At 71.6% G+C, this 15043-nt stretch carries 10 protein-coding genes and 1 pseudogene; 5 read left to right on the forward strand and 6 right to left on the reverse strand.

From position 1 onward, the window contains the following. Positions 1-95 precede the first annotated feature (95 nt). The 3 genes from AB0G17_RS12230 to AB0G17_RS12240 all read right to left on the reverse strand — a co-directional run bounded on the left by AB0G17_RS12230 (position 96) and on the right by AB0G17_RS12240 (position 5518). Positions 96-500 carry a hypothetical protein gene (locus AB0G17_RS12230; protein WP_361379702.1) on the reverse strand — a complete coding sequence of 135 codons (405 nt, stop codon included), beginning with the start codon at positions 498-500 and terminating at the stop codon, positions 96-98. 165 nt (positions 501-665) lie between these two features. Then, positions 666-2477 (reverse strand): thiamine pyrophosphate-requiring protein, encoded by a 1812-nt coding sequence (locus tag AB0G17_RS12235; protein ID WP_361379705.1) that lies wholly within the window; start codon positions 2475-2477, stop codon positions 666-668. Between the two features lie 41 nt (positions 2478-2518). After that, entirely contained in the window at positions 2519-5518 is a 3000-nt protein-coding gene (locus tag AB0G17_RS12240; RefSeq protein ID WP_361379708.1) for an FAD-linked oxidase C-terminal domain-containing protein, read from the reverse strand. 172 nt (positions 5519-5690) lie between these two features. On the opposite strand from AB0G17_RS12240, the gene AB0G17_RS12245 reads away from it, so the two are divergent. Together AB0G17_RS12245 and AB0G17_RS12250 are read left to right on the forward strand one after the other, a co-directional pair. Further along, the gene (locus AB0G17_RS12245; protein ID WP_361379711.1) at positions 5691-6644 is read left to right on the forward strand and encodes an LLM class F420-dependent oxidoreductase; all 954 of its coding nucleotides are present in this window, start codon (positions 5691-5693) and stop codon (positions 6642-6644) included. A gap of 29 nt (positions 6645-6673) precedes the next feature. Then, entirely contained in the window at positions 6674-6931 is a 258-nt protein-coding gene (locus tag AB0G17_RS12250; RefSeq protein ID WP_361379714.1) for a DUF6479 family protein, read from the forward strand. A gap of 95 nt (positions 6932-7026) precedes the next feature. On the opposite strand, the gene AB0G17_RS12255 is transcribed toward AB0G17_RS12250, so the two are convergent. Further along, positions 7027-7497 (reverse strand): DNA starvation/stationary phase protection protein, encoded by a 471-nt coding sequence (locus AB0G17_RS12255; protein WP_361379717.1) that lies wholly within the window; start codon positions 7495-7497, stop codon positions 7027-7029. Positions 7498-7721: 224 nt separating this feature from the next. Between AB0G17_RS12255 and AB0G17_RS12260 the strand changes: the two genes are divergently transcribed. Then, positions 7722-8309, forward strand: a complete 588-nt coding sequence (locus AB0G17_RS12260) for a nucleosidase (RefSeq protein ID WP_361379720.1) — start codon at positions 7722-7724, stop codon at positions 8307-8309. Positions 8310-8322: 13 nt separating this feature from the next. On the opposite strand, the pseudogene AB0G17_RS12265 reads toward AB0G17_RS12260, so the two are convergent. After that, a pseudogene (locus tag AB0G17_RS12265) lies at positions 8323-9382 on the reverse strand (aldo/keto reductase). Between the two features lie 127 nt (positions 9383-9509). Between AB0G17_RS12265 and AB0G17_RS12270 the strand changes: the two are divergent. Continuing rightward, positions 9510-10130 carry a TetR/AcrR family transcriptional regulator gene (locus AB0G17_RS12270; protein ID WP_361379723.1) on the forward strand — a complete coding sequence of 207 codons (621 nt, stop codon included), beginning with the start codon at positions 9510-9512 and terminating at the stop codon, positions 10128-10130. Between the two features lie 24 nt (positions 10131-10154). Here AB0G17_RS12270 and AB0G17_RS12275 read toward each other — a convergent pair whose 3' ends face one another. Beyond that, positions 10155-12377 (reverse strand): RICIN domain-containing protein, encoded by a 2223-nt coding sequence (locus tag AB0G17_RS12275; protein WP_361379726.1) that lies wholly within the window; start codon positions 12375-12377, stop codon positions 10155-10157. Positions 12378-12632: 255 nt separating this feature from the next. Between AB0G17_RS12275 and AB0G17_RS12280 the strand changes: the two genes are divergently transcribed. Further along, on the forward strand, positions 12633-14939 hold the full coding sequence (locus AB0G17_RS12280; RefSeq protein ID WP_361379729.1) for a family 20 glycosylhydrolase: 2307 nt from the start codon (positions 12633-12635) through the stop codon (positions 14937-14939). Positions 14940-15043: the final 104 nt, after the last annotated feature.

Consider the following 15043-nt stretch of genomic DNA (forward strand, 5'->3'; position numbering starts at 1 on the left):
AGGGGGCGCGCGAGCTGGGGCGCGCGAGCTGGGGCGGGGGCGGCTTCGGAGCGCGTACGTGCGCATCCGTGTCCGCCACCCGCCCCCAGCGGCCGCTAGCGCCCCCTCAGTCGCAGCTGCAGATCCACTTCCTGGTCGCCCGAGGCCGTCCCCGCGTCCTCCACCTCGAAGGTGCGGCGCAGGACGTCGCGGAGCCGGGCCACCGCGACGGGGCCGCCCTGTACGTCGACGGTCACCGCGTCGCCGAGCTCGATCGGGCCGACATCCTCCGGCACCCGTGTGGTGTCGAACGTCGCCGTCCACACGTTCGGACGCGCCGGATCGTGGCCGGTGGGCGCGGGGCCCGACGCCGGCGCCCGCTCCGGGGTCGCGCCCGCATCCGTCGAGAAGCACCGGCGCAGCAGGCCCAGGACCGTCTCGGCGTCGGCGGCCGAACACGCGCTGAGCACCACTTGGACGCGCTGTTCCGGCGGCGCCTGGGATTCGGCGGTGGGCTTCATGGGGTACTCCTCCTGCTTCGGTCGCTGCGGGCCGGTCGTACGTAGATCACCGGGGACCGGCATCCGGCGGGTTGCCCGCGCCCGGGCGGTGAAACCCGCCGATGCCACTCTGCCCGCCTTCCCGGGCCGCCGCCTCTCCGGCGGCCCGGCAGGCGCGGCGGCGCGTCAGCCACCGGCGCCCGGCCGGTCCTCCCGGTGCTTGCCGCCCGGCAGCATCTCCTGCACCTTCGCCTTCAGCCCCTGCCGGATCATGCCGCCCCGGTCGCTGTCGCCCTTCACGATCGAGGCCGCGGCGGCCTCGATCTGGTCGAGCGAGGCGTGCGGCGGGATCGGGGGCACCGCCGGGTCGGTGCGGAACTCGACGACGAACGGCCGGTCCGCGTCGAGCGCCTGCCGCCAGGCGCCCTCGACGTCGCCGGGCTTCTCCACCCGTACACCGCCGAGCCCGATGGAGCGCGCGAAGTCCGCGTACGGCACGTCGGGCAGCTCCTGCGAGGGCAGGAACTGCGGGGCGCCGGACATCGCGCGCATCTCCCAGGTGACCTGGTTGAGGTCCTGGTTGTTGAGCACGGCGACGACCAGCCGCGGGTTCTCCCACTCGCGCCAGTACTTGGACACGGTGATCAGCTCCGCGAGCCCGTTCATCTGCATCGCCCCGTCGCCGACGATCGCGAGGGCCGGGCGGTCGGGGTGGGCGAACTTGGCGCCGATCACATACGGGACGCCCGGCCCCATCGTGGCCAGCGTGCCGGAGAGCGAGCCGCGCATCGTGCCACGCATCCGCAGGTGCCGGGCGTACCAGTTGGCGGCCGAGCCGGAGTCCGCGGCCAGGATGACGTCGTCGGGCAGCAGGGCGTCGAGGGTGTGCACCACGTACTCGGGGTTGATCGGATCCGCGTCTACCGCGGCGCGCCGCTCCATCACCTCCCACCAGCGGGCGGTGTCCTTCTCGATCTTCTTGCGCCACTTGTCGTGCTTCTTGCGCTTGAGCCTCGGCAGCAGCCGGGTCAGCGTCTCGCGGGCGTCGCCGACGAGGTTGACCTCGAAGGGGTAGCGCAGTCCGACCATGAACGGGTCGATGTCGATCTGCACCGCCCGCGCCTGGTCGAATTCGGGCAGGAACTGCGTGTACGGGAAGCTCGATCCCACCACGAGCAGCGTGTCGCAGTCCCGCATGAGCTCGTACGAGGGCCGCGTGCCCAGCAGACCGATGGCGCCCGTGACGTACGGAAGGTCGTCGGGGAGCGCGTCCTTGCCCAGGAGCGCCTTGGCGACGCCCGCGCCGAGCACGTCGGCGAGCTGCTCGACCTCGGCTCGGGCGCCCCGCGCGCCCTGCCCGATCAGCACGGCCACCTTCTCCCCCGCGTTGAGCACCTCGGCGGCCCTGGCGATCTCGTCGTCGGCGGGGACGGGGGCGTAGTGCGCGGTGCCGAGGCTGGAGGGCACCATCTTGAAGGCGTGGCCGGGCGGTTCGTAGTCGAGTTCCTGCACATCGGCCGGAATGATCACGGCGGTCACGGTCCGCCGGGCGGCGGCGGTGCGCATGGCCCGGTCGAGGACGTTGGGGAGTTGCTCGGGGACGGTCACCATCTCGCAGTACTCGGAGGCCACGTCCTTGAACAGGCTCAGCAGATCGACCTCCTGCTGGTACGAGCCGCCCATGGCGCTGCGGTTGGTCTGCCCGACGATCGCCACGATCGGCACGTGGTCGAGCTTGGCGTCGTAGAGGCCGTTGAGCAGATGGATCGCGCCGGGGCCGGACGTGGCCGCGCACACCCCGACCCGCCCGGAGAACTTGGCGTAGCCCACCGCCTCGAACGCGGCCATCTCCTCGTGTCGCGCCTGGATGAACCGGGGTTTGTCGTCGGCCCGGCCCCAGGCGGCGAGCAGGCCGTTGATGCCGTCGCCCGCGTACGCGAAGACGTGCTCGACCTCCCACTGCCGCAGCCGTTCCAGAACGTAGTCGGAGACTTTCATCGACACGGTGTGACCTTTCTACGGGTGGGGCTCAGGAGCGTTCAGTGGGTGGACGGGCGGGCGGCGGCCCTTTCCGGGTGGTCCGCAGGGAGCGGGCCGTCGAGGCCCAGGGCGAGGGCTTCCGCCAGGTGGAGCGCGCGGCGGCCGGTGCCGCCCTGCTCGATCTGGGTGCGGCAGCTGAAGCCGTCGGCGAGCACCAGCGCGCCGGGCGCGGCCTCACGGACCGCGGGCAGCACACCCTGCTCGCCGATCTTCATGGACAGGTCGTAGTGGCCGCGCTCGAAGCCGAAGTTCCCGGCCAGGCCGCAGCATCCGGCGTCCAGGACGTCGGCGTCGAGGCCGGCCCGGCGCATCAGCTCGCGGTCGGCGTCGTCCTTCAGCACCGCGTGCTGGTGGCAGTGGGTCTGCACGGTGGCGGCCCGGCTCACCGTCGGCGGGCGCCAGTCGTCCGGGGCGTGGTTGACCATCTGCTCGGAGAACGTACGGAACTGGCCCGCGAGCCTGCGTACGTCCTCGTCCTCCGGCATCAGGTCGGGCGCGTCGGCGCGGAATACCGCGGTGCACGAGGGCTCCAGGCCGATGACCGGGGTGCCCGCCTCGATCCACGGGCGCAGGACACGCACGGTGCGGCGCAACACCCGCTGCGCCACGCCGAGTTGGCCGGTCGAGATCCAGGTGAGGCCGCAGCACACCGGGCGGCTCGGCACGGCGACCCGGAAGCCGGCGTCCTCCAGTACCTTGACGGCGGAGCGGGCGACCGCCGGATGGAAATACGTACTGAAGGTGTCGGGCCACAGCACCACGGCCCGTGGATCTCCGGGCAGGGGCTCGGCCGTCGACCGGGCCTGCCACCACTGGAGGAACGACTGTTCGGCGAAGGCGGGCGCTTCGCGCTCGGTCGCGACACCGGCCAGACGTTTGCCGGCCCGGGCGAGCACGGGGGCCCGCAGCAGCGCGTTGACCGCGCCGGGGCCGATCCTCGAGAGCCGCGCCCACAGCGGCAGCCAGCCCAGCGCGTAGTGCGCGGCGGGGCGCAGCCGGCCTGCGTAGTGGTGCGAGAGGAACTCCGCCTTGTAGGTGGCCATGTCGACGCCGGTCGGGCAGTCGGACTTGCAGCCCTTGCACGACAGACAGAGGTCGAGCGCGTCGCGTACGGCGGTGGAGCGCCAGCCGTCGGTGAGCGGTGTGTCGGTGTGTCCGCCGAGCATCTCGAAGAGCAGCCGGGAGCGGCCGCGTGTGGAGTGCTCCTCCTCACCGGTGGCCCGGAACGAAGGGCACATCACACCACCGGTACTGGTGCGGCAGTTGCCGATGCCGACGCAGCGCAGCACCGCCTGGTTGAAGGAGCCCTCGTCCTCCCGGTAGCCGAAGCGGGTCCGCGACGGGGCGGGGCGCCAGCGCGGGCCGAGCCGCAGGTTCTCGTCGACGCGGTGGGGCCCGCCGGGCCCGGGGGCGACGACCTTGCCGGGGTTCATCCGGTTCCCGGGGTCGAAGAGCGCCTTGACTTCGCCCATCGCGGTGACCAGCTCGTCGCCGAACATCACCGGGAGGAGCTCGGCACGGGCCTGCCCGTCGCCGTGCTCGCCGGAGAGCGATCCGCCGTACGAGCTCACCAGGCGGGCGGCCTTGAACAGGAACGCGCGGAAGTGCGCGACCCCTTCGGCGGTCCTGAGTCCGAAGGGGATGCGGGTGTGGACGCAGCCCTGCCCGAAGTGCCCGTACAGCGACGGGTGGTCGTAGCCGAACTCGTCGAACAGCCCCTTCAGGTCGCGCAGATAGTCACCGAGCCGGTCCGGCGGCACGGCCGAGTCCTCCCAGCCCTCCCAGGTCTCGCGCTCGTCCGGCGGACGGGCGGTCACCCCCAGACCGGCTTCGCGGGCCTTGAGCATCTCCTGCTCGCGCGCGGGGTTGTCGGAGAAGGTGACGGAGTCGTCCTTGGTGTCGCGCCCCAGCGCCCGCAGCAGGTCGTGGGCCTGTTCGTCGACCTCGTCCTGGGTGTCGCCCGCGAACTGCACCAGTAGCCAGCTGCGGCCCGCGGGGAAGCTGTCGAGGGATTCGACGTGGGTGTGCTCCTCGCGCATCAGCTGCGCCATCCGGTCGTCCAACGCCTCCAGCTGGGTGGGTTTGCTGTGGGCGAGCAGCCGGGGGACGTCGTCGGCCGCGTGGCAGATGTCGTCGTAGCCGAGCACCAGCATCGACTCGAAGGGCGGCACCGGCACCAACTCCAGCTCGGCCCGCACCACGGTGACCAGCGTGTTCTCGCTGCCGACCAGGGCGCGGGCGACATCGAAGCCGTTCTCCGGCAGCAACGCGTCCAGGTTGTAGCCGGACACCCGGCGCGGAATGCGCGGATAGCCGCGCCGCACCTCGCCGAGATACCGCCCGATGAGCTCGCGCAGCCCGCCGTACAGCTCGGCCGGGCGTCCGCCCGCCGCCATGATCTCCTCGAACTCGTCGTCCGGCGTCGGCCCGACCCACATCCGGGTGCCGCCGTAGGTGAGGACCTCCAGACGCCGTACGTTGTCGGCGGTCTTCCCGTACGCCTGCGCCGAGGCGCCGCACGAGTTGTTGCCGATCATGCCGCCGAGCGAGCAGTGGTTGTGGGTGGCGGGTTTGGGCCCGAACTTCAGCCGGTGGGGCTCCAGTTGCCGGTTGAGTTCGTCCAGGACGAGGCCGGGCTCGATGATGCAGGTACGCCGCTCGGGGTCGACGGAGACGAGCCGGTGGCAGTACTTGGTCCAGTCGATCACCACGGCCGTGTTGGTGCACTGGCCGCCCAGACTGGTGCCGCCACCGCGCGAGAGCACCGGGGCGTCGTACTCCCGGCACACGCCGATCGCGACGACCGCGGCCTCGACGGTGCGCGGCACCACGACGCCGATCGGCACCTGCCGGTAGTTCGAGGCGTCGGTGGCGTAGGCCGCGCGGCTGCCCGGGTCGAAGCGCACCTCGCCGTCCACCCGGTCGCGCAGCGCCCGCTCCAGCGAGGGCCGGTCCTGCCGCACACCGTCGCGTGAAGTCGTCTCGCCGGTAGCTCCCATCGGACACCCTCTCCGTCGACACCTCTCCAGCACCGGCCCGGCCCGCCGCGGACCGACCGGCGCGCTTGCGCCGGTACCCCTGAGGCGGCGCCTCACACGGCCGCGGGGTGGATGTTTTCTTTCGCGCCCACCGGTCACCCGGCGTGCACCAGCGCGTCCGAAGGGAGCGGCCATGACCGAGTACGGCTATTTTCTGTCGAGCGAGGAGCACACACCTGCCGAGTTGGTCGAGCAGGCCCGGATGGCCGAGCAGGCGGGATTCACCTCGCTCTGGATATCCGACCACTTCCACCCCTGGAACGACAGCCAGGGGCAGTCCCCGTTCGTCTGGTCGGTGATCGGCGCGCTCTCGGAGGCCGTGTCCCTGCCGGTGGAGACCGCGGTGACCTGCCCGACCGTACGCATCCACCCGGCGGTCGTCGCCCAGGCCGCCGCCACCAGCGCCGTACAGCTCGGCGGCCGCTTCCGGCTGGGGGTGGGTTCGGGCGAGGCCCTCAACGAGCACATCCTCGGTGACGCCTGGCCGGAGGCCGCCGTGCGGCTGGAGATGCTGGAAGAGGCCATCCAGGTGATGCGCCTGCTGTTCACCGGTGACCAGATCAGCCATCGGGGCAAGCATTACACCGTGGAGAACGCCCGGCTCTACACCGTGCCCGACGAGCCCGTGCCCATCGACGTGTCCGCGTTCGGGCCGCGGGCCGGTGAGCTGGCGAGCCGCGCCGGGGACGGCCTGATCGCCATGGCACCGGACGCCGCGCTGATCGAGCGCTTCCGGCGCGGCGGGGGCGGCGGCAAACCCGTGCTCGCCGGGCTGAAGGTGTGCTGGGGCCCCGACCGCGAGGAGGCGGTGCGCGAGGCACACCGGCTGTGGGCCAACGAGCAGCTGCCGGGCGAGCTGCCGCAGGTGCTGCCGACACCGCGCCACTTCGAGCAGGCCTCGGAGCTGGTGACGCCCGAGCGCGTCGGCGAGAACGTGCCGTGCGGTGACGATGTGGACGCGCATGTGGCCGCGGTGCGGGAGTACGCCGACGCCGGGTTCGACACTGTGTACGTCAACCAGATCGGAAAGGAGCAGCGCGGGTTCTTCGACTTCTACCGCACCAAGGTCCTGCCGCAGCTCGATTAGGAGCGACCAGCTCGCTGAGGAGCCACCCGATGAACACCCTCATGCTGTCCCAGACCCCGGCCGCGACGACCCTGGCCGCGAGCAGCTCGTCCTCCTGGCTGTTCGTGATCGTGGGCGTCCTCGTCGTGGCCGTCCTGCTCGGTGCCTTCTGGTACGGCAGTCGGCGCGCCGCGCGGCGGCCGAAGCCCCCGCAGGAGCCCCAGCCGCGCGCGAATTCCTGGCAGACGCCGGACGCCGACGGGCCCCCGAGGGCACCGGAGGCGCCGGAGCACGACCACCGCGCGTAACGCGCCCGGGGCCCGGGCGGGGGCGCGGGCCGGGCGTCCGCCGCCGTCAGCGGGCCGGGCGCCGTCGCCCGCGGCGGGCCACCCGTCCTGCCCCCTCAGGCGTCCTCCGCCTGGAACATCCAGGCGTGCTTCTCCAGCTCTCCGGTCACGGTGATGAGCAGGTCCTGGGTGACCGGATCCGGCTTCTCGGTCGCGGCGATCCGCTCGCGCATCCGCTCGATCACCCGGCCCAGGGCGACCACCAGCACCTGCACGGCCTCGTTGTCCTTGATCCAGCCCTCCGGGACGGTGCCGATCGCGGAGGAAGCCGCCACGGTGGCGGCCCGCCCGTCCGGGGCGACACCGAGCGCGGAGGCGCGTTCGGCCACCACGTCGGAGTGCAGGCGCGCCGTGGTCACCACCTCGTCGAGCTGGAGGTGGACCGAGCGGAATCGCGGGCCGACCACGTTCCAGTGCACCTGCTTGGCCGCCAGCGACAGGTCCACCAAATCCACCAGGGCACCCTGCAGCGCGGTCCCCACGACCTTCAGGTCCGCGTCCGGCAATGAACTCTTCACGGCAGCCACTGCGTTCTCCATTCCTGTGTAGTACTGATCCGTAGTACCGCTCCGTAGTACTGATCCCGGTCCACGGGACGCGTACGGGAGGCGTGCGCCGCCCCCGCGCTGCGCCTTCCTTGAAACGCGAGGATCAAACGGGCCGCAGGCCGGAAACCGGGCACATACCTGCCCACCTCCCCGGACACCACCCGCTGCCGGGCCGCCGGGCCCGCGGAAATACCCTGGTCCCCATGGAGCTCTCAGGACACATCGCCGCCGACCGCCCTCTGCTCGTGCTGGCTGTCAAGGAAGAGGCGCAGTTCCTCGACACGGATCTGCCCGTCCTCCTCACCGGGATGGGCAAGGTGAACGCGGCGGGCGCGCTGGCCATGGTCCTGGGGCGCGGGCCGCTCCCCTCCCGGGTGGTCAACCTGGGGACGGCCGGGGCGCTGCGCCCTGGGTGGACGGGCACCCATGTCATCGGCTCGGTGCTCCAGCACGACCTCGACAGTGACGTCCTGGCCGCACTGACCGGCGAGATGTACGGTCCCCCGCTCGACACGTCCGACGAGGGCGGGCCGACGCTGGCGACCGGCGACTCGTTCATAGCGGACGAGGAAGCCCGCGCCCGGCTGGCGCTGCGCGCCCACCTCGTCGACATGGAGGGCTACGCACTCGCCTCCGTCGCCCAGCGGGCCGGGGTCCCCCTCCGGATCGTCAAGCACGTCAGCGACGAGGCGGGCGAGGGCGCGGCGAGGACGTGGCGCGAGTCGGTGGCCGACTGCGCCCGCACCCTCGCGGCCTGGGCCGGGGCGAACATCCCGGAGTACGCCGCCTGATCCCCGGCGTGCCCTACGCCGGACCGGCCGCGGCCCGGCCGGCCATCGGCGGGTTGAGCCGGGCGAAGCCCTCCTGGCGCTCGTACGGGAAGTACGGGTAGGGCGCGGTCCGGGCGCTCGCGGCGTCGAGGCGCGCGACCTGGTCGGCCGTCAGCGTCCAGCCGAGCGCGCCGAGGTTCTGCCGCAGCTGCTCCTCGTTGCGGGCGCCGATGATGACGGAGGAGACGGTGGGGCGGCGGAGCAGCCAGTTGAGGGCGATCTGCGGAATCGTCCTGCCGGTCTCCTCGGCCAGTTCGTCGAGCGTGTCGACCACCCGGTAGAGCAGTTCGTCCTCGACGGGCGGGCCGTAGTCGGCGGTGGTGTGCAGACGGCTCTGCTCCGGCAGCGGCTGCCCGCGGCGGATCCTGCCGGTGAGCCGGCCCCAGCCGAGCGGGCTCCACACCACCGCGCCGACGCCCTGGTCGTCCGCGAGCGGCATCAGCTCCCACTCGTAGTCCCGGCCCACGAGGGAGTAGTACACCTGGTGCGCCGCATAGCGCTGGTAGCCGTAACGGTCCGCCGTGGCCTGCGACTTCATCAGCTGCCAGCCGGAGAAGTTGGAGACGCCGGTGTAGCGGATCTTTCCGGCCCGTACGAGGTCGTCGAGTGTGGACATGACCTCCTCGATCGGGGTGCCCGCGTCGAAGGCGTGCAGCTGGAAGAGGTCGATGTAGTCGGTGCCGAGGCGGCGCAGCGCGTCCTCGACGCTGCGGATCAGGCGCGAGCGGGAGGTGCCCGCGTCGCCCGGGCCGTCGCCCATCGGCAGTCCGGCCTTGGTGGAGAGGATCACCTCGTCGCGGCGCCCCTTGATCGCCGCGCCGGAGCACCTCCTCCGAGGCGCCCGCGGAGTACACATCGGCGGTGTCGAACATGGTGACTCCGGCCTCCAGGCAGATGTCCACCAGCCGGCGCGCCTGCTCCGCGTCGGTGTCGCCCCAGGCGCTGAAGAGCTCCCCGCGTCCGCCGAACGTCCCGGCCCCGAAGCTCAGCGCCGGCACCATCAGCCCCGACGCACCCAGCCGCCTGTATTCCATGACAGATTCCTCTCCGTGCACAGTCGTCGCGGTCACCGGTCGGCGACCACTAACGGTTCTGCGGTTCCGTTAGGATGTGCCCACAACGTACCAGAGCCTCACCCATTAATGGAACAGGAGTCCCGTTATGACGTCGGGAGACGCAGATCCGGGGACCGTCCGGCCCGGCGGACGGACCGCTCGGGTACGGGCCGCGGTGCTCGGCGCGGCCGGTGACGCGCTCGCGGAGGGCGGTCTCGCCCAGCTGGACCTCGCCGATGTGGCCCGCCGCGCCGAGGTCGGCAAGACCACGGTCTACCGGCGCTGGGGCACCCCGGCCGGCCTCGTCGCCGACCTGCTCGCCGACATGGCCGAGCAGTCGCTGCCGCGCACGGAGACGGGAACGCTCCTGGGCGATCTGCGGGCCAACGCCCGGCTCGTGCGGAGCACCCTGGCCGACGCCCGCCAGGGCCCCCTCTTCAAGGCGTTGATCGCCGCCGCGACCTGCGACGGCCGCACGGCGGCCGCCCTGCACCGCTTCTACGAGACACGCGTCGACGAGTGGGCGCCCTGCGTCCAACAGGCCGTGGAGCGGGGCGAGTTGGCGGAGGGGACCGACACCCGCGAAGTGATCCGCGCGGTCTCGGCCCCCCTCTACTACCGCCTCCTGACCACCGGCGCGCCACTCGACGAAGCGGCCGCGGACCGCGCCGCCGAGGCCGCCGCCGCCGCCGCACGCGCCGGGGCTTTCACGGCCGCGCGGGAGTGAGGCGCGCGGCCGGTCGCGGGCCCGTCAGGTGACCGTCCACTGCTGGAGCGCCGTATGGGCGTCGGCCTGCTGCGTCACCAGGCCGCCGTCGGAGCCCGACGACGTCGTCAGCAGCAGCCCGCTGTGCGCGTTGGCGATCGTGTAGGCACCCGAGGCGAGCCGGGTGACCCTCCAGTGCTGGTTGGCGCCGCCCGTACAGGTCCACTGGATCACCGCCGTGCCCGGCGCGGTGGAGCCGCCGTCGTCGTCGGCGCACAGGTTCGAGTAGGCGTTGACGAGGGTGTACGAGCCGTCGGGCTGCTGGGTGAAGTTCCAGGTCTGGTTGGAGCCGCCGTTGAGCGACCAGGTGACCAGCTGAACGCCGGTCGCCTTGGACCAGTTGGGATCGTCGAGCCCCTTGCCGGACACGGAGAGGGTGTGCGGGCCGTTCAGGTTCGCCGGGGCCGAGCCGGTCGCGGTGAGCGTCAGTCTCTGCTCGGCGGCCGTCCGTGAGCCGCCGACGCCGCTGCCCGTCGTGTTGGTCCAGGTCCGGGTGGGCGTCGTCTCGGCGAGGCGCGCGGTGTCCGACGACATGCCGAGCACCAGTCCGCTGTAGCGGTTGACCAGCCGGTACGCGCCGCTGCGCGCGCCGCCGGACGACACCTCCGGGACGATGAACCACTGCTGCCCGACCGTGGGCCCGCCGGACCCGGGCTTGGCGGCGGACGGCTTGGCCGCCCAGGCGCGGCCCGCCTTCGTGGCGGAGTCGACGCCGAGCAGGTTCCCGGTGGCCGCGTTGGCGATCCGGTACGAGCCGTCGCCGTTGCCCGTGAAGGCCCACGCCTCCAGGTTCGACCCGGTCGCGGAGGCCAGGGAGGTGACCGTCGAGCCGCCGGAGGTCTGGGCGAGCACACGGCCGGATCCGCTGCCGATGCGGTAGGTCTTCGCCGGGTCGACGACCGGGGCGGCGGGCACGGACGAGCCCACGGTGACCTCGGCGTACTCACCGTCGGACCGGGCGCACGCGATGGAGCAGTACGACCGGAACGTCTTGCCGACGATCGTCGAGTTCGTCCGGTTCGCGGCGTCCACCATCCAGCGGTACCAGGAGCCGGAGGTGTAGCTGCCCGAGTCCCCGATCAGCCGCCACTTCTGCGTCGACAGGTCGTCGGTCACATAGAAGCGCTGGGGCGCCGTCCCCGAGACGACCTCGGGCTCGCCGATGTAGAGGCCGAGGTGGGCGTCGTAGGCGATGTTCATGATGAACAGGTCGGACTTGGCGGGGAGTTCGCCCGCCGCGACCTGCTGGTCGACGGTTCCGCCGGTCGTGGGGTCGTAGTCGTCGGCCACGGGCGTGTACCCGGTCGGACTGGCCGCGGTCACCGGCACCATGTTGCTCTCCCGGCCGCCCACGCCGGGCTGCGACCAGGAGCCGTCGTACCACTTCGACCAGGAGCCGCTCGCCATCTTCGACGAGATCGGCGCCCGGGCGACGTGCGCCAGTCCGCCCGTGCTGCCCCCGACGCCGCCCTTGGGGACGACCCGCGAGCCGTAGTAGACGTAGAAGTAACCGGAGGCCGGGTCGACGAACAGCCGCTGGTCGCCGTCGCCGTAGTCGTAGGTCTGCTGGGGGAAGGCCGTCGCGTCGTTACGGCTGGTGGCGTACGGCGAGGTGATGGCGTGGCCGAGGATGGTCCACACCTTGCCCTGGTTCTTGGAGACCGCGTAGTCGATGGCGTCGTAGTGCAGCCCGTCGCCGAAGGGCTGCGGGGTGAACTCGTTGTGCACCAGGCCGTACCAGTCCCCCGTGTCCGGGTCGACCCACACGCCGACCAGGTCGCAGAAGTTCTTCTGGGAGTAGCCCGAGCCCGACCCCGCCGACGTCGCCGTCAGGCCGGTCGGGCTGTTGTTGCAGCGCCAGGTGGTGTCGTTGTTCCGGTCGCTGGAGTTGGCGGGGTTGACGGCGTCACTGATCGCGCTCGACCGGGTGGCGTCGTCGAAGTCCGTACCGGTGAAGAAGTCCCAGTACCGGGGCTCGGTCTTGCCGTACAGCGCCGCGGACTGCTGGAAGTAGAAGGTGCCGTCCTTGTCGAGGTAGGGGGCGGCCGGGGTGTCGGTCGGGTACTTGTAGGAGTTCACCGAGCCGATCGAGACCGTGTACGTGGCGCCGGGCGCGGCCGCCGACGCCGCGTCCGGAGCCAGCGCGACGCCGGCGATCAGGGGGATGGCCGCGGCCGCTGCCGCGAGGGCTCTTCGCAGGCGTGACACAGGTCGTCGTCCTTTCTCTCCGAGGAGCGGTGGCCCCGATCCCACTGCCGGGAGCGGCCGGAGTACATGTGTTTTCGTCGCCGCTTCTTGGGTTTTTCTTTCGCGGACGCGGGCGGTCCCCGATGGCGCGGCTGCTCAATCGCGCTCGATACAGCGACGTTTCGAGCATCTATTGACATGTGCGCGTCCCTGCGCTGCACTGGTGCGCCACTTGCCTCGCAAGCCCCCTGCCCCTCCCATGACCAGGGATACGCCATGCGACTGCTCAGGTTCCTGATCGCCGCGGTATGCGTGCCGGCCGCACTCGCCCTGCCCGGCGTCGCCGCCGCCCCCGCACAAGCGGCCGCCGCTCCCCCGCAGACCGTTCCGGCGCTGCGACAGTGGACGGCCGGCTCCGGAACGTACACCTTCACCGCCACCAGCCGGATCGCCGTCGACCCCGCCTACACCGCCCAACTCTCCGACGAGGCCGCCACGTTGGCGGACGACCTGGCCGCGCAGACCGGGCGGACCGTGGCCGTCGTGACGGGAACCCCCGCCACCGGCGACATCGGACTCACGCTCGGCGACACCACGCTGCCCGCCGAGGGCTACCGGATGACCGTCGGCCAGGCCGTCACCATCGGGGCCGGAACCGACACCGGCGCCTTCTACGGCACCCGCACCCTCCTCCAACTGCTGCACCAGTCCGCCTCGGTGCCCGCCGGGACGGCGGTGGACTGGCCGGCCAAGCCCGAGCGCGGCCTCATGATCGACCAGGGCCGGAAGTTCTTCACCGTCGCCTGGGTCGAGCAGCACATCAAGGAGCTGGCCTACCTCAAGCTCAACTACTTCCACTTCCATCTGTCGGACACGTTCGGCTTCCGGCTGGAGAGCTCCACCCACCCGGAGATCGTCTCTACGGACCACTACACCAAGCAGGACATCGCCAGGCTGGTGTCGCTCGGGCAGAAGTACCACGTCACCATCGTCCCGGAGATCGACACCCCCGGGCACATGAACGCCGTCCTGGCCGCCCACCCCGAGCTCAAGCTCAAGAACAGCTCCGGCACGGCCAGCGCCGAGTTCATCGACCTCTCGCTGCCCGGTACGTACACCCTCATCAAAGATCTGATCAACGAGTACCTGCCGCTCTTCCCCGCCCGCTACTGGCACATAGGCGCCGACGAGTACGTCATCGACTACAGCAGCTACCCCCAGCTGCTCAGCTACGCCCGCGCCCACTACGGCGCCAACGCCACCGCCAAGGACACCTACTACGGGTACGTCAACTGGGCCGACGCGCTGGTGCGGGCGGGCGGGAAGACCACCCGGATGTGGAACGACGGCATCAAGTCCGGTGACGGCACCGTCACCCCGAACGCGGACATCGTCGTCGAGTACTGGTACAACTACGGCCTCACCCCACAGCAGCTGGCGGCGGCCGGACACACCGTGGCCAACGAGTCCTGGACACCCACCTATTACGTCCTCGGGGGCGCCAAACCCGACACCAAGTGGATGTACGAGACGTGGACCCCGGACCTCTTCCAGGGCGGCAACACCCTCACCGACCCCGCCAGGAACCCGGGCTCGCTGATCCACGTGTGGTGCGACAACCCCAACGCCGAGACCGAGGACCAGATCGCGGGCGGCATCATGTACCCGCTGCGCGGCCTGGCCCAGCAGACCTGGGGGTCCCCGAAGCCGACGAGCAGTTACGCCTCGTTCACCCCGATCGTCGCGGCCGTCGGCCACAACCCCGCCTGGCCCGGCCCGGCCCAGCCGAGCAACCTCGCCCGCAACCGCCCCACCACCGCCTCCAGCACCGAGACACCGAACTTCCCGCCCGCCTCGGCCACCGACGGCGACGCCGCCACCCGCTGGTCCAGCGCCTACACCGACTCGCAGTGGCTCCAGGTCGACCTCGGCTCCACGCAGAACGTCAACCGCGTGGTGCTGCGCTGGGAGGCCGCGTACGGCAAGGCCTTCCAGATCCAGCTCTCCGACGACGCCACGACGTGGCGCACGCTCTACTCCACCACCAGCGGCACAGGCGGTGTGCAGGACCTCACCGGGCTGTCCGGCTCCGGGCGCCACATCCGCCTGTACGCCACCCAGCGCGGCACCTCGTACGGATACTCGCTGTACGAGTTCGAGGTGTACGGCGGCCAGTTGAGCGGCACCCGGACCCTCACCGCGGGCGGCAAGGCGCTCGACGACCCGGCGAGCTCCGGCACGTCCGGCACCCAGCTGATCACCTGGACCCCGCACGGCGGGCCCAACCAGCAGTGGCAGCTGACCCTCAACGGCGACGGCGGCTACACGATGGTGAACGGCGCCTCCAAACTCTGCGCGGACGTGGCCGGGAGCGCCACCACCGCGGGCGCGGCCGTCGTCCAGGCCACCTGCACCGGCCGCGACAGCCAGCGCTGGCAGCTCACCGCCCTCGGCGGGGGCCGCTACACGGTCGCCAACAAGAACAGCGCGCTCCTGCTGACCACCGCGTCCGGCGCCGACGGCGCCCTGGTCACCCAGCAGGCGGCCAACGGCTCGGCGTATCAGCAGTGGCAGGTCGCCTGAGCACGTCGCCGGCGGTCTAGTGTCCCGATTTCGAGATTCTGCGTCACCGATCGTGTTATCGGCGGTCCGCTAGCCAGTGGCTTGGTGCTGGACGCACCTCACGT

The sequence above is a fragment of the Streptomyces sp. NPDC023838 genome (assembly GCF_040639555.1).
Taxonomy (GTDB): Bacteria; Actinomycetota; Actinomycetes; order Streptomycetales; family Streptomycetaceae; genus Streptomyces.

Bases quoted from the DNA above. Each gene is read 5' to 3' on its own strand.
- AB0G17_RS12245 (WP_361379711.1), top strand. From the start codon at position 5,691: ATGACCGAGTACGGCTATTTTCTGTCGAGCGAGGAGCACACACCTGCC.
- AB0G17_RS12240 (WP_361379708.1), bottom strand. From the start codon at position 5,518: ATGGGAGCTACCGGCGAGACGACTTCACGCGACGGTGTGCGGCAGGAC.
- AB0G17_RS12260 (WP_361379720.1), top strand. From the start codon at position 7,722: ATGGAGCTCTCAGGACACATCGCCGCCGACCGCCCTCTGCTCGTGCTG.
- AB0G17_RS12270 (WP_361379723.1), top strand. From the start codon at position 9,510: ATGACGTCGGGAGACGCAGATCCGGGGACCGTCCGGCCCGGCGGACGG.
- AB0G17_RS12280 (WP_361379729.1), top strand. From the start codon at position 12,633: ATGCGACTGCTCAGGTTCCTGATCGCCGCGGTATGCGTGCCGGCCGCA.
- AB0G17_RS12235 (WP_361379705.1), bottom strand. From the start codon at position 2,477: ATGAAAGTCTCCGACTACGTTCTGGAACGGCTGCGGCAGTGGGAGGTC.
- AB0G17_RS12230 (WP_361379702.1), bottom strand. From the start codon at position 500: ATGAAGCCCACCGCCGAATCCCAGGCGCCGCCGGAACAGCGCGTCCAA.
- AB0G17_RS12250 (WP_361379714.1), top strand. From the start codon at position 6,674: ATGAACACCCTCATGCTGTCCCAGACCCCGGCCGCGACGACCCTGGCC.